This is a genomic window from Qingshengfaniella alkalisoli (assembly GCF_007855645.1).
GTDB lineage: Bacteria > Pseudomonadota > Alphaproteobacteria > Rhodobacterales > Rhodobacteraceae > Qingshengfaniella > Qingshengfaniella alkalisoli.
On sequence record NZ_CP042261.1, the window covers coordinates 84,595 to 99,158 of the forward strand.

Sequence of the window (14,564 nt, forward strand, 5' to 3'; positions counted from 1 at the left end):
GTTGAGTTCAGGCCTCGCATTGTCGCTGCAGCCCTGCTTTGGATGTGATAGGCGGACCTTCGTTTCCAGATCGCCCGGTCCAACCGTTTGAGGTCCGCAGTATGTCGTTGCGGATCTCGGCTGCAGGGGTGTCTTCTTGCCACGAACGGCCGCTACGACCGACCTTGGGAACGAGTCAAACCATCTCCTTGTCCAGCCAGATCAGCGGCGACTCGCGCCGCTTCAGGGTATCGGTATAGGTTTTGCGGTTCGCCCTACGGTAGCGGACAGGGTCGGGCTTGCTCATGCAAGCCTCTCAACTTCATGGGTTCAGAGAGTGAATCGCATCATCAGGCAGACCGCTGCAACAATGCCTACCCATACCTGCGCTGTATTCTTTCAATGAAAATCCCGGCTCGGAAATAGCCGCTTCGCCTGATCACGCGGGTGCATCGCGCGGGGAGATGGCAAGGAACGTGGGGCGTTGTCGGTTTTTGCGGTGGTTTGCACGATGGTGTCAGGTAGCGGATGGCCCAAGTCGGACAGCCGGTGTGAAACATCCTCGATCACTTCAGCGATCAGGTGAACGACGATGCCTTCGCGTTGCACTGTTCCGGTAACACGCAAAAGCCGTCCGCCCATTACTGCGCGACGATTCTGTTCGAACACCTTCCGCCAAACGACGATATTTGACACGCCGGTTTCATCCTCCAGAGTCAGAAAGACCACGCCCGATGCCGTGCCTGGGCGTTGGCGGGTGATGACGAGGCCGCAGACTGCTGTGCGGCGCAATGGGGCGCTGACCAACGCATCATGGCGAGTCAGGCCGGGCATGAAAGGGCGCAGAAGTTCCATCGGATGGGCGCGCAGAGTTAGACGAGTGGCGACGTAGTCCTCGACTACCTCTTCGCCCAGATGCATCTGAGGCAAAGAGACGGCCGGTTCGTTGATTGTTTCGCCATCAACGGGGTCATTGAAAAGTGGCGGGGTAGAAGGTGCGTGGATTGCGCGAACCTGCCACAGCGCATCACGGCGATTAAGACCCATGCCCGTGAAAGCGTCGGCCTCTGCGAGTCTTTCCAACACGGCGGGCCCGACGCCTGCACGCAACCAGATCGCTTCCGGATCGCGATAACCATTGCCTCGCGCGGCAGCGATCCATTCGGCGTCTTCCTGACGGAATCCCCTGATCTGCCGGAAGCCGAGCCGCAGGGACAGCGTACCGTCAACCCGGCGTTCCAGCGTATTGTTCCATGCACTGTGATTGACGCAGATCGGACGGATCTCGACGTGATGTTCGCGCGCATCACGGACGATTTGGGCCGGTGCATAAAACCCCATCGGCTGACTGTTCAGCAATGCGCAGGCAAAAATCGCGGGATGGTGACGTTTCAGCCAGGCCGATACATAGACCAGCAGTGCAAAGGCCGCCGCGTGGCTTTCCGGAAAGCCGTAATCAGCAAAGCCTTCGATCTGGCCAAAACAGCGTGCCGAGACGTCTTCACTATAGCCATTGGCCATCATACCCGAGATGAACTTGTCCCGGTGCTCGCCAATCGTACCCATGCGCCGGAAACTGGCCAGCGAACGGCGCAACTTGTCGGCTTCTTCAGCGGTGTAGCCTGCGCCGACCTCGGCGATTTGTAGGGCCTGTTCCTGAAACAGTGGTACACCAAGCGTGCGGCGTGTGACCTCTTCCAACGCAGGCCCAAAAGGTTCAGGGCTTTCCAAGCCCTGACGGCGACGGATATAGGGCTGGACCATGCCGCCCTGGATCGGGCCCGGGCGGACGATGGCTACCTCAATCACCAAGTCATAGAATTCATTGGGTTTCATTCGGGGCAGAAAATTCATTTGCGCCCGGCTTTCGACCTGAAAAACGCCCACCGCATCAGCGACCTGCAGCATCTCGTAGGTGGCGCGGTCCTCGGAGGGGACGGTGGCCAACGTCAGGGGCAGACGCTCATGTGTCTCCAGCAGCTCGAAAGCTTTGCGAATACAAGTCAGCATGCCGAGCCCCAGCACATCGATCTTGAGGATTTTCAGTGTGTCGATATCGTCCTTGTCCCATTCGATGACAGTACGATTCTCCATTGCTGCATTCTCGATCGGGACAAGTTCATCCAGCCGACCCTTTGTGATGACGAAGCCACCGACATGCTGCGACAGATGGCGTGGAAAGCCGATGATCTCGCCGATCAACCGCAGGGTCTGCATCAACCGCCGGTCGCGCGGATCAAGCCCCAGCTCGCGGATGCGATCTAGGTTTGGGCTATCGCTGGAAGAACCCCAGATTTGACCCGACAGCCCGGCGGTCACATCCTGTGACAGCCCCATTACCTTGCCGACCTCGCGGATCGCTGCGCGGGACCGGAAATGGATAACCGTGGCGCAAAGACCGGCGCGATGGCGGCCATACTTGGCGTAAATCCACTGGATTACCTCTTCACGGCGCTCATGTTCGAAATCCACGTCGATGTCCGGTGGCTCGCCGCGGTGGCGCGATACAAATCGCTCGAACACCATGCCGATCATCTCGGGGGCCACATCGGTTATGCCCAAGAGGTAGCAGAGGATCGAATTGGCCGCTGAGCCACGCCCCTGGCATAATATGTCCTGCGACCGAGCGTATTGGATAATATCATGGACGGTGAGGAAATAGGCGGGGAAGTTCAGTTCCTCTACCACGGCCAGCTCCTTGGCCATCAATTTGCGTGCCCGCTCGGGTGGACCATTGGGATAGCGCCGAGTCATCCCTTCTTCAGCCAGCCGGGTTAATCGGGACATGGGCGTTTCGTTATCTGAAATCTCATCCGGGTAGTCATAGCTAAGCTGCCCAAGATCAAAGGCACAGCGATTGGCAATTTCGACCGTGCGGCGCAGCGCAGCGGGGTAATTGCTAAACACCCGCTCCATATCCACCGCGCCTTTCAGGCGGCGCTCGGCATTGGGCAGGGCGTTGCGGCCGATCTGGTCGATGGTGCAACCCAGCCGCATGCAGGCCAACACATCGGCCAATTGCCGACGGCTCGCGCGGTGCATCAGAACATCGCCCACCGCTACCATCGGCGCGCATGTCCGGCTTGCCAGACAGGCGCAGCGGTTTAGCCAGTCTTGGTCAAGCCCGTCATAACGCGGTGCGGCACCGGTAAAGACATGACCGGGGTAGCGGCGCCGGACCTGAGCGATGGCGTCGGCAGCTTCATGCAACTTGCCAGCAGGCAGGGCGATCAGGATCATGCCGTCGCACCCGTCTAGAATATCCGCTAGATCGAGGTGGCACCCCCCTTTGCCAGCGCGTCGCTTGCCCAGCGTAAGAAGTTGCGTCAACCGCTGATAGGCGGGCTTGTCAGTGGGCAGAGCCACCCACTCGACTGCGCTGTCGCGCAGGACAAGTCGGCAACCAACGATCAGTTTTGGCAGATGTGGAACATGAGGTCTTGGGATATCCTGCGGAGTGCCGATTTCCTGCCGCGAACAACTGTCTACTTTGTGTTGTGAGCAGATGCGGATGCTATCCTCAGCCTTTTCTGTCAGAATTTGCAGTGCGCGATAGGCTCGGACCACACCAGCCAGAGAATTTCGGTCAGTGATAGCGATGGCGGCCAGTCCAAGCCCAGCGGCGCGGGTGACCAGCTCTTCGGGATGCGAGGCACCCGTCAGAAAGGTGAAATTCGTGGCTACGCAAAGCTCGGCATAGCGACTATGCAGATCGGGCGTGTGGGGTGACTGGGCATGCGGATGGTTGCGGGGACTCGGGATCATGCGAATTCGCCTTGCACAAACCAGCCAGGATTTTGCGGGGTATAGAACATCCACAACCGTCGTCCCTGCCGCGTTTCAACCCGCCAGTAATCGCGCAAGCCCCGGTGCCAGTTTGGATCGTCCAGCCACCATTCCGGCGCGATACGTTCTGGTCCTGTGGTACGACCGGTGGTCAGTTCCGTACGCCTCCAGCGGAAGTGGGTTGGGGGGCGGTTGCCTGTAGCGACAATCGGTTCTGGAGGAAAAATCAGCACGGGCCGGGGATGCAGGCTGACCCAGCCGCTTTCTGGCTGCGAATAAGCGGCGGGTGCGATGATGAAGGCGCGTTCGGGGATATGGCTATCGGCGGGTAGGAAACGATGTACGTTTTCCAGTCCGATCCGTGTGCCGATGCGCGAAATCAGATCATCTCGCCGGTCGGGATTGCGCGTACCGATATGGGTGATTTGCCTGGCGGGCAGCGATTCGACCTGCACTGCTTCCAGCCGTATCTGATCGATACCAAAACCCGCATCTACATCTGTCACACCACGCTGAAACAATGACAGAATTGATCTCGCATTACGCATTGGGCGTGCCAGACGCAGTTCAACATCCTGAGCAGCAGCATCCACCCGCCGGAGCGTCAGGCACAGCACTCGTGCACCAGCCTGCTGTTTTGCCAGCTTGTTGCACAGCCGCTCCAGCAGGCGCGCAATGGCGGCCATGACATCGGCCTCCAGCCCAATCGGTTCGGGCAGAGACAAGCGTACACCGTAGTGGGGCGGTTCAACCACGGGACAGATTTGTTCTGGTTGCGCCCCTAAGGCCTGGTCCAACCGCATGAGAAGCTCCGACCCGAAACGGCGGGCCAAAGGTGCACGTGGGGTATCGGACAACTGGCCGATGGTCCGCAGTCCCATGCGTTTCAGGCCGGTGACGGTGCCCTCATCCAGTCGCAGTGCTGCCACCGGCAGATCGGCCAGTGCCGCGCCTTCGCCGTAATGTGCTCGTGCCCAGGCCGCTCCGCGCGTATCGCCTAAGCCGATCCGCACCGATAATCCGGTGTGGATCAGCCGAGAACGCATTATATCCAGCATTTCCGCTTCGCCACCGAACAGATGTGCCGAACCGGTAATGTCCAGAACCAGACCATCATTTCCCTCAATTCCAACCCAGGGGCACCATCGCATGGCCCAGCGGCGCAGACTGGCTAGAAACCGTGCCTCAAGATCAGGGCGGGCGGTTGCGCTGATCAGATCAGGACAGAAGGCTCGAGCATCAGAGAAACTCATCCCTCGATACAATCCCTGCCGCTCGGCTGTCTCGTTGAGGCAATACAGCCGGTTTGCGTTGTGTTCCTTGAGCGTCAGGGCAAAAGGTCCGCTAATCTGGCGTATCCGTAGAACCCGGTCGCTCGCGAGCCGGGGGAACCACATTGATACGACGCGTTTTTGCATCCCATCGAACATACCAGGCCCCCAATGTTCCCGATTTGTTCTTTATAAGTTCCCAGCGCTGCAGAGTCGAGTCACGCGCGTCGAATACGGGTACACAGTGCCAGCGTGTCTCGGCCGCATTGCTGCCCATGCCGTCAGGGATCAGACATAAGCCGACCGTGTCCCCTGCCTTTGCTGCCAGTTGCAATCGTCGGCCAGCGGTAAGGTTCAGCGGCGCGGTAATGTCAATCACGACCATAGAAATGGCGCCGTCTCGCAGCGCTTCCTCCGCCACGGCAAGCGTCTCGGTCTGATCTTTGGTATGTGCTATCAACAACCTTGAAGGGTCATACACATCAAATCCCAGCGGATTGATTTGTTCAGTACGCCATCGGGGGCACACCCAAAGCAAGTCGGTATTCATTACCTCTGCCGTTCGCAGTACAAAGCTGACAGCTGCAGAACCGCAGGCTTCGTGAACGCGCGCAGGACGAAGGGGATAAGTGGAAGTTGCGAGTTTCAGCACAATACTCAGAGCAGAATAGTTCCTTGACCTGATCCTTATAGCGTACATTTGTATAAACTACAGCGCTGTTGCTTTAGGACAGCCCGCCCTTCGGGGCTCGAGATCACGCACTTGTCGTATGCGGATCGCTGCTCCTTCGCGTTGCATTCAAAGAAGACGCATTTGCGGCGCAGGATGGCCACCGACCTGCCGCACCTCGACAAGTGACATCCTACGTTCGACAAGTCTATTTATTACTTCGTGCCGTAAATCGTGTAGCCAATAGCTCACACGTCGCATTGCGGTTTCTATTGCCACTGAACCGCGCCGGTTTTGCCGGAGGCTTCAACTCCTGAGTAGTATGAAGCCACAATGAGCAAGGCAACAAACAAATATTCTCCCGAGGTCCGCGAGCGTGTGGTGCGACTGGTGCTGCTTGGTCAATCGCTTGTCGCGTCATTTTGACACCTGCTTTGCAGTCAGGTCGTTAAGTGTTGTATTGGTGAACCGCTGGTCTCGACGCAAAATTGTTTCGATGCTTGCGGTCTAATTCACTCCGCTGCGATGTGTCGGGACAACAGTACCGCATCACAGCATCAAGGCGTCTGCTAAGGTCGCGTGTTCGCGCTGATTTAGTTCTCCGCGTTCAGCCTGTATCTCAGCACCACGCGATCATTTTACAGCGTCGGCGCGTTTTAGCGCGACTTGCTTTCTGATTTGCTGCAACGTCGGACCGTTGCTTGCAACTTACCGTCTGGTTGCTTGTTGAGCATCGCCATCTCGCATCTTTCCTTGTGCGATGTCACATCGGTCAATGCAGCCGAGATGCAGCGCACGTATCGGAACGAGAAACGCTTAGGCGCGCATGGTGCGTGCAATCATATGGTATTAAAGTGATTTTTCTGGTGCTGCCGGAGAGATTTGAACTCTCGACCTCTCCCTTACCAAGGGAGTGCTCTACCCCTGAGCTACGGCAGCATCTGGAACACGGGCGCTCCGCGTGTGGCAGGGCTGATACTCTGAACATGGTGGGGGTGCAAGGGCGTTTTTCGGCGAAATCCGCGTGACACGTTGTTGTCAGTGCGCGCCGTTCTGGACCAGCGCGTTGTGCTGGTTTATGGAACTTCTCATGGCAGGTGATCCGAGGCAGAAAAACAAGCGCAGCGAGCCGACTTCGCGGAAAGATCGGCTGAAATCCGCGTTGAAGGCGAATCTGGCCAAGCGCAAGGCGCAGGCACGGGTTCGCAATGCCAAACCGGATGACCAAACGAGCGGGCGGAAGGAAGACTGATCCCATGGACAAGATCGTCGTAAAGGGCGGCAAGGCGCTGCATGGCGAAATCCCGATCGCAGGGGCCAAGAACGCGTGTCTGACATTGATGCCTGCCACGCTTTTGTCGGATGAACCCTTGACGCTGACCAATGCGCCGCGGCTTTCGGACATTCGTACGATGAACGACTTGCTGTGTTCGCTGGGTGCCGAAGTCACGACTCTTCAGGACGGCAAGGTTCTGACTCTTTCGTCGCATGACCTGAGCAATCTGACGGCTGACTATGAGATTGTGCGGAAGATGCGCGCCTCGATCCTCGTGCTTGGTCCGCTTCTGGCACGGGCGGGAAAGGCGAAGGTGTCGCTTCCCGGTGGTTGTGCGATCGGCGCCCGGCCGGTCGATCTGCATTTGAAGGGGCTTGAGGCTCTGGGCGCTCAGTTGGAGCTGAAGGACGGTTATGTGCATGCGGAGGCTCCGAAGGGCGGTTTGGTCGGCGGTGTCGTCGATTTTCCCTTTGTATCGGTAGGTGCGACTGAAAACCTGCTGATGGCGGCGACGCTTGCCAAAGGAACGACAGTTCTCAAGAACGCCGCACGCGAGCCGGAGATCGTCGATCTGGCACATTGCCTGCGCAAGATGGGTGCGCAGATCGAAGGTGAAGGCACCTCGACTATCGAAATTCAGGGCGTTAACGCCCTGCGCGGTGCGACCCATCCCGTCGTCACCGACAGGATCGAGCTGGGAACTTACATGCTGGCGCCGGCCATCACAGGTGGTGACGTCGAATTGCTTGGCGGACGGATGGATTTGGTCGCAGCCTTTGCCGAAAAGCTCGACGAGGCCGGTATCGCCGTTGAAGAGACACTGCGAGGGCTAAAGGTGAGCCGTAAGAATGGCCGCATCCGCGCGATTGACGTCGAAACCGCACCGTTCCCCGGATTCCCTACTGATCTGCAGGCGCAGATGATGGCACTTTTGTGCTTTGCGGAGGGTACCTCCACGCTGGACGAGCGGATCTTCGAGAATCGGTTCATGCATGCGCCGGAACTGATCCGGATGGGGGCGAAGATCGATGTACATGGAGGCACTGCCAAGGTCACAGGTGTTGAGACCATGAGGGGCGCGCCGGTTATGGCTACGGACCTCCGAGCATCGGTTTCCCTGATTCTTGCGGGTCTTGCGGCACAGGGCGAAACGGTCGTCAGCCGCGTCTATCACCTTGATCGCGGTTACGAGCGCGTCGAGGAAAAACTGGGTGCATGCGGTGCAAGCATTGAACGGGTGAACGAATGAACGACGCGAAGTTCGAAGATGGTGGCGAACAGCCCCTGCGCCTGATCGCGACTGATGAGCAGGACTTGCAGGTGCTCGCGACCCTGACGCAAGATGCGGTTTTCCCGACGAACGAAGTCAAGTGGGATGCAAAGCGTCGTCAATTTGCCCTGCTGATCAACCGGTTCCGCTGGGAGGACAGGTCAGGTGCAGAAGCTGGTCAACGGGCCTACGAACGCGTGCAGTCCCTGCTGGTTATAAATGATGTGACAAAGGTCTCGTCGCAGGGGTTTGATCGTGGCGATAAGGAACTCGTCTTGTCGCTGCTTTCCATCGATTTTACTCCGGACCAGGAAGGCCCATCCGGCGAGATGACCTTGGTTCTGGCTGGTGATGGCGCGATCCGTTGCACCGTAGATTGTATCGAGGTGATTCTGAAGGATGTGACCCGCCCTTATGCGGCTCCATCGCGCCGTTTGCCGCGCCACCCTGAATAACACCCCGTCGGAGGCAATCATGGCCACCCTGCTTTCTACCGCCCAAGGCGATTTTGAAGCGCGCTTCGCAGAACTTCTGTCGGCCAAGCGCGAAGATGCGCCCGATGTGAACGAAACGGTCGCGAAAATCATCGCGGATGTGCGTAACCGCGGCGATGCGAGTGTCATCGAGCTGACCAGCCGTTTTGATCGTCTCGACCTGACGCCGGATACGCTGGCCTTCACCGAAGATGAGATCGACGCCGCCTGTGCATCGGTCAGCGATGCCGAGCGAGAGGCGCTGGAACTGGCTGTTCAACGAATCACGGACTATCACGCGCGCCAAATGCCAGAAGACGCCTTCTGGACGGATGAAACCGGCGCGGGACTCGGCTGGCGCTGGACGGCAGTTTCGGCGGCCGGGCTGTATGTGCCGGGTGGGCTGGCTTCCTACCCGTCCTCGGTGTTGATGAATGCGATTCCGGCGCGGGTTGCTGGTGTGAAGCGCCTCGATATGTGCGCCCCAACCCCACACGGTAAGGTTAACCCGCTGGTGTTGATGGCTGCGCGTCTGGCCGGCGTCGACACAGTCTACCGGATCGGCGGCGCGCAGGCGATTGCCGCAATGGCCTATGGTACGGACACCATCAATCCGGTGGACAAGATCACGGGGCCGGGCAACGCCTTTGTCGCGGCGGCTAAACGTCAGGTTTTCGGGAAAGTTGGGATCGACATGATTGCTGGCCCGTCAGAGATCCTTGTGATCGCAGACGCGGATAACGATCCCGAATGGCTGGCCGTCGATCTGATGAGCCAGGCCGAACATGACGAAAGCGCCCAATCCATCCTGATCACGGACGATCCTGCATTGGCCGACCGCACCATGCAGGCCGTCGATGCTTTGTTGGGCCAGTTGGACCGAAAAGACATTGCTGGCGCAAGCTGGCGCGACTTCGGTGCTGTTATCACGGTGCGCGATCTGGACGAAGCTGCCCGGATCGCAGACCGGATCGCCGCAGAACATTTGGAATTATGTGTGGCCGACCCCGATGCGCTGGCCGCGAAGATCACCCATGCGGGCGCTATCTTCCTTGGTAGCTGGACCCCGGAGGCCATTGGCGACTATATCGCGGGCCCGAACCATGTGCTGCCAACCGCGCGATCGGCACGGTTTTCGTCCGGCCTGTCGGTGATGGACTTCCTGAAACGCACGACCCTGACCCGTATGACGCCCGAGTCGCTTAACATCATCGGACCGGCAGCTGAATGTCTGGCAGCGTCAGAAGGGCTGGAAGCGCATGGTTTGTCCGTTCGATCACGCCTTGATCGGCTGAACGCCCGGAAATAGGACGCGTTACGGCGCAAAAGCCGCACATGGTGCAAGTTTGGCTTGAAAATCGCGCGATCAGGGCGCATTTAGTGGCCTGCCCGCATTTCGGCGGGCTTTTTATCTAGGAGTGACCATGGCCAAGGAAGAAATGCTCGAATTTCCCGGCGTCGTGAAGGAACTCCTGCCGAATGCGACGTTCAGGGTCGAGCTTGAGAATGGCCATGAGATCATCGCACATACGGCAGGCAAGATGCGCAAGAACCGCATCCGTGTTCTTGCAGGCGACCGCGTTCAGGTGGAGATGACACCGTATGATCTGACGAAAGGTCGGATCAACTATCGTTTCAAGTAAGGCCTTGTCCGCCTACCCATCCGCAAGACGGGAGAGCGGATCATGCGTTTGATACTCGGCTCGGGTAGTCCGCGTCGCCTTGAATTACTTGCGTCGATCGGCGTTGTGCCCGATGCAGTAATCCCGCCTGACATCGATGAAACAGCGGCTCCGTCCGAGCTGCCTCGGCGCTACTGTGAACGTTTGGCGCGCGAGAAATGCGAGGCGATGCCGGGTATTGCGACTGACGACGTCGTTCTTTGCGCCGACACCACGGTCGCTTTAGGACGGCGCATTCTGGGCAAGCCAGCGGACCGCGCGGAAGCAGCGAAGTATCTGTTCGCACTTTCAGGTCGTCGGCATCGCGTATTTACCGCCATTGCCGTGCGACACGGGGATCGCCGTTGGTTGCGCGTTTCCGAAAGTCGCGTACGGATGAAACAACTCAGTGACGCCGAAGTGAACGCGTATCTCGATACTGATGACTGGAAGGGTAAGGCGGGTGCCTATGGCATCCAGGGACCAGCGAGCGCCTTCATCCCGTGGATCAGCGGGTCGCACAGCGGCATCGTCGGTTTGCCGCTGCACGAAACAACGACCCTGCTACAATCTGCCGGATACCCGGTGTGGAGCCGCGCATGAAGGGCCAGCAAATCATCCTTGGGCGATACGAGGGGACCGAGATCGCGGCGTTGATGCGCAACGGCAAACTCCATGACTTGTTCATTGAAGCACCTGGTAGCATCTGCACGCCCGGTGCGATCTATCGCGGCATCGTGGACCGACCGCTCAAGGGGCAAGGCGCCATGATTGTGCGCCTTCCCGACGGGCAGACAGGCTTTTTGCGTGAAACGAAAGGACTGCGTCCCGGTGATCCGCTGCTGGTACAGGTGACGGGCGTCTCGGAACCGGACAAGGCCGTACCGTTGACATCCCGAGTCTTGTTCAAAAGCCGCTACTGCATCGTGACGCCCGGTGCTCCGGGTGAAAATATTTCGCGGTCGATCCATGATGAAGTACGGCGCGCCGAATTGCGGGCGCTGTTGTCAGACTTACCCGAAACCGATCAGTATGGCCTGATCCTGCGATCTGCCTGCGAAATGGCCCCCGATGACGCGATCGCCGATGATCTGCGGCACACCACCAATGTCGCGCGACAGGTGATGGATGACGCAGGGCGCGAACCGGAACTTCTGCTCGACGGCCCGTCGCCCGAATTGCTGGCCTGGCGCGAATGGACCGAAGAAGACGCACCGATCTTGCTTGCTGACACCACCGCCGACCTTTCGCCGGTCGCTGACGCCATCGCCAGCCTACGCCAGCCTTTCGTTCCGCTCGCTGCCAACGCCAGCATGTATATCGAGGAAACCCGTGCTTTTGTTGCCGTGGACGTGAACACAGGTGCAGACGGTTCCGCTGCCGCCGGGTTGCGCGCAAACATCGCTGCTGTCCGATCACTGGCGTCCGAATTACGACTGCGTGGACTAGGTGGCCAGATCGTCATCGACTTCGCCCCGATGCCCAAGAAAGAGCGCAAGCGGTTCGAACAAACCATGCGAGCAGCTTTCCGCGCCGGCTTGGTCGAGACGAACCTTGTCGGCTGGACCACGCTGGGTCATTTTGAACTGCAACGCAAACGCGAACGAATCCCATTGTCCATCTGCCTGCCATGACCTGCCCGATCTGCTCAAAACCTACCGACAAGTCCTATCGTCCGTTCTGCTCCAAGCGGTGCGCGGACGCTGATCTCGGAAACTGGATCAAGGGGAATTATTCTATTCCATCCAGTAACTTGGAAGACATGCCGGAGTCTTCTTCTAAAGACGCCCCCCGCTTTCCCCAACGGCACTGATTTTTTGTCGCGGCAGGGCTGGACACCCACCCCGACCTCGCCTAGAACGCTGCAACCCGAACGTATGTTGCGTTCCCCGTGCCCGGGTAGCTCAGGGGTAGAGCAGTGGATTGAAAATCCTCGTGTCGGTGGTTCGATTCCGCCCCCGGGCACCACTTAGCAAGCTGATAATTTTGGGTTTTGTGGTCATGTCTGGTTCTCACCCGGATCGGATTTGACGCTTTTGGCTGAGCGTCTGTTCATCAGCCCGACCTTGCAGGCCGCACTCCACAGTATACCCGCGAATGAGGTAGAAATCTTGCTTGCCAAAGGTGTTGCTGGAACGGATCGTCGATGTCAGCAACTGCGAAGTTGTCCCCGCCTACGAGAAGAAGATCGAGCAACTGGAAGAACAAAAGCTTCTGCTGGCCGGGAATTCGAAAATGCCGCCCCGCCTGCCGGACGGTTTCATGATGTCCTCGAACACGCTTGGAGATTTCTCTCAAGCCCTTGGAAAGCATGGGGGACTGGCAATCTCGCACTCAAGCGAACAGTACTGAGATTGGCCTTTTCTGATCCCGTTACATATGGTGGAATCAGGATTGTCGGCCACCAAAAATCTCGTTGCTGTTCAAAGCTTTAGAGGGTGCATCGATGAATCTGAAGTGGTGCCGATGAAGGGACTCGAACCCCCGACCCACGCATTACGAATGCGTTGCTCTACCATCTGAGCTACATCGGCATCTCGCGCGCTATTAGCAAAGCTTTTGAGGCAAGAACAGACCCCAAATGCAGTTATTTCGTCTAACGTCGCGCCGTATTGTCGCGCTCGCTATCGTCCCATGCCGGTTCTGGCATAGCGTCTAACGGGCGCTTTACGTCCGCGTCCGCTTCTGTAGGCTCCTCTTCGACCTTTTCCGGGCGCTCGGCGTCCACGGTTTCCGGCTGTGAATCATCTTCGATGTCCTCAGCTGGCATTTGTGCACGATTGTCTTCAATGGCACCCACGATCAACGGAAGCATTCCTGCCGGACCGCCGGACAGCCGCTCGTCGCCCTGGACTTCCAGCCAAGCCAGAGTGTCGAACGCGTCGCAGCGATTGCAGATGGCCGTCCAGTGGTGCTGGACATTGTCGCAGTTGGTGCAGACCCACTGGGCTCCACGCGGCGCAGTCAGGGCCTTCGCAAGCCACGCCTTGACCGTGCTATCATCGGCACCTTCGCCGCGTTCAATCGCAGCCATTAACGTCAGTGTCCGCGCATTCGGATGCGTCTCGACCAATTGGCCGAGAGCCTTGCGAGCGGCAGGGAAATCCTCTGCTGCGAGGTGCAGTTCGGCTTCCAGCATCCGCGATTCGGGGTGATCGGGTTTCTGGCGGATCAGTTCACGGAAGCGGGTGGTCCGTTCCTGTGGGCTCTCGTTGGGTTTGATCTCCGCGAAAGCGGCGGCAAGGTCGGGGTGCGGCTCCTGAGCCCATGCGGCTTTCAACGTTTTTGCCGCGTTGCGGGGCTTGCCGAGATCGATGTAGGCGCGGGCGGCAGCAGTCGCTGCGGGTACAAGGGTGGGCGACAGGCGATAGGCTTCGATCGCTTCGTCCCGGGCACCCTCGGCATCGCCAGCGGCCAATCGGTGTTGGGCTTCAGATACTGCCAGAACGGCGTCCCTTCGCTTGTGCAGATCGCGGGGAATGGCACCGTATTTCAGCTTCGCACCCAGCGTTTTGCGCGCCCCGTTCCAGTTGGCGTGTTTGGCCTGTAGCGATAGCAGGGTATCGGACACCTGCCCATGCCTGGGTTTCAGCACGAATGCCTTTTCAGCCAGCTTTAGCGCGGTTTCAGTGTCGCCCTCCGCCAGTTTCTGGTTCATCAGTCCACGGATGCCGACGAAGCGTGTCTTGTCGTCATGAAGAAGCTGTTTGTATGTCTCGGTCGCGCGGGCCCTGTCCCCGGACATCTCGGCGGCCTGCGCGGTGATAAGGTTCGTCAGGTCAGGGCGGTGCAGCAGGCGTTCGGCTTTGCGGGCATGAGCGACCGCCTCGTCTCCGTCACCGGCGGCAAGTGCGGTCAGACCTTCTGACAGCGCTTCAAACCCTTTGCGTTCCTTGTTGCGTGCAAAATAGCGGCTGATGGCCGTTTCGTCGCCAGCAAGAAAATGCAACGTGGCCAGAGCCAGTCCTGCAAGTCGGATGGCAAGCCAGACCAGACATACCAAGACCACGCAGGCGATCAGGAGTTGCACAGGGCCAAGCGTGAATTCGGTGTTCGCCACGGCAATCCGCACACCTTCGCCATGCATGGACAGGTATTCAACGCCGAAGATAACCGCTGCGATCGCGACGACGAAAATCAGGATTCGGATCAGGGACCAAAGCATCGCGCTTACCTCG

The 14,564-nt window shown here is 58.7% G+C and carries 13 protein-coding genes and 3 tRNA genes; 10 read left to right on the forward strand and 6 right to left on the reverse strand.

What is annotated here, in order from left to right; genetic code table 11:
• Positions 1-378: 378 nt before the first annotated feature.
• From FPZ52_RS00440 to FPZ52_RS00455, 4 genes are all read right to left on the reverse strand, one after another.
• A complete protein-coding gene (locus FPZ52_RS00440; protein ID WP_146362669.1) occupies positions 379-3,744 on the reverse strand; it encodes an error-prone DNA polymerase in 3,366 nt (1,121 codons plus the stop codon).
• A complete protein-coding gene (locus FPZ52_RS00445; RefSeq protein WP_146362671.1) occupies positions 3,741-5,195 on the reverse strand; it encodes a Y-family DNA polymerase in 1,455 nt (484 codons plus the stop codon). The genes FPZ52_RS00440 and FPZ52_RS00445 overlap by 4 nt, the downstream gene beginning before the upstream one ends.
• A complete protein-coding gene (locus tag FPZ52_RS00450; protein ID WP_240804368.1) occupies positions 5,110-5,586 on the reverse strand; it encodes an ImuA family protein in 477 nt (158 codons plus the stop codon). The genes FPZ52_RS00445 and FPZ52_RS00450 overlap by 86 nt, the downstream gene beginning before the upstream one ends.
• Before the next feature lie 984 nt (positions 5,587-6,570).
• Positions 6,571-6,645, reverse strand: a tRNA-Thr gene (locus FPZ52_RS00455).
• Between the two features lie 151 nt (positions 6,646-6,796).
• Here FPZ52_RS00455 and FPZ52_RS18830 point away from each other — a divergent pair.
• The 10 genes from FPZ52_RS18830 to FPZ52_RS00500 all read left to right on the forward strand — a co-directional run bounded on the left by FPZ52_RS18830 (position 6,797) and on the right by FPZ52_RS00500 (position 12,738).
• Positions 6,797-6,958 carry a hypothetical protein gene (locus FPZ52_RS18830; RefSeq protein WP_168201236.1) on the forward strand — a complete coding sequence of 54 codons (162 nt, stop codon included), beginning with the start codon at positions 6,797-6,799 and terminating at the stop codon, positions 6,956-6,958.
• Between the two features lie 4 nt (positions 6,959-6,962).
• A complete protein-coding gene (gene murA, locus FPZ52_RS00460) occupies positions 6,963-8,231 on the forward strand; it encodes a UDP-N-acetylglucosamine 1-carboxyvinyltransferase (protein ID WP_146362673.1) in 1,269 nt (422 codons plus the stop codon).
• Positions 8,228-8,707 (forward strand): DUF2948 family protein, encoded by a 480-nt coding sequence (locus tag FPZ52_RS00465; RefSeq protein ID WP_146362675.1) that lies wholly within the window; start codon positions 8,228-8,230, stop codon positions 8,705-8,707. The genes murA and FPZ52_RS00465 overlap by 4 nt, the downstream gene beginning before the upstream one ends.
• A gap of 19 nt (positions 8,708-8,726) precedes the next feature.
• Positions 8,727-10,034, forward strand: a complete 1,308-nt coding sequence (gene hisD, locus FPZ52_RS00470) for a histidinol dehydrogenase (protein WP_146362677.1) — start codon at positions 8,727-8,729, stop codon at positions 10,032-10,034.
• Between the two features lie 115 nt (positions 10,035-10,149).
• Positions 10,150-10,368, forward strand: coding sequence for a translation initiation factor IF-1 (gene infA, locus FPZ52_RS00475; protein ID WP_037209844.1), 219 nt, complete (start codon positions 10,150-10,152; stop codon positions 10,366-10,368).
• A 42-nt stretch (positions 10,369-10,410) separates the two neighbouring features.
• Entirely contained in the window at positions 10,411-10,989 is a 579-nt protein-coding gene (locus tag FPZ52_RS00480; RefSeq protein WP_146362679.1) for a Maf family protein, read from the forward strand.
• Positions 10,986-12,020 carry a ribonuclease E/G gene (locus FPZ52_RS00485; RefSeq protein WP_146362681.1) on the forward strand — a complete coding sequence of 345 codons (1,035 nt, stop codon included), beginning with the start codon at positions 10,986-10,988 and terminating at the stop codon, positions 12,018-12,020. The genes FPZ52_RS00480 and FPZ52_RS00485 overlap by 4 nt, the downstream gene beginning before the upstream one ends.
• A complete protein-coding gene (locus FPZ52_RS00490) occupies positions 12,017-12,199 on the forward strand; it encodes a DNA gyrase inhibitor YacG (RefSeq protein ID WP_146362684.1) in 183 nt (60 codons plus the stop codon). Before FPZ52_RS00485 ends, FPZ52_RS00490 begins: the two co-directional genes overlap by 4 nt.
• Before the next feature lie 80 nt (positions 12,200-12,279).
• Positions 12,280-12,354, forward strand: a tRNA-Phe gene (locus FPZ52_RS00495).
• Between the two features lie 147 nt (positions 12,355-12,501).
• Positions 12,502-12,738 carry a hypothetical protein gene (locus FPZ52_RS00500; RefSeq protein ID WP_146362686.1) on the forward strand — a complete coding sequence of 79 codons (237 nt, stop codon included), beginning with the start codon at positions 12,502-12,504 and terminating at the stop codon, positions 12,736-12,738.
• A 106-nt stretch (positions 12,739-12,844) separates the two neighbouring features.
• Here FPZ52_RS00500 and FPZ52_RS00505 read toward each other — a convergent pair.
• Together FPZ52_RS00505 and FPZ52_RS00510 are read right to left on the reverse strand one after the other, a co-directional pair.
• Positions 12,845-12,920, reverse strand: a tRNA-Thr gene (locus tag FPZ52_RS00505).
• 62 nt (positions 12,921-12,982) lie between these two features.
• Complete coding sequence (locus tag FPZ52_RS00510; RefSeq protein ID WP_146362688.1) at positions 12,983-14,551, reverse strand: heme biosynthesis protein HemY; 1,569 nt, start codon at positions 14,549-14,551, stop codon at positions 12,983-12,985.
• Positions 14,552-14,564: the final 13 nt, after the last annotated feature.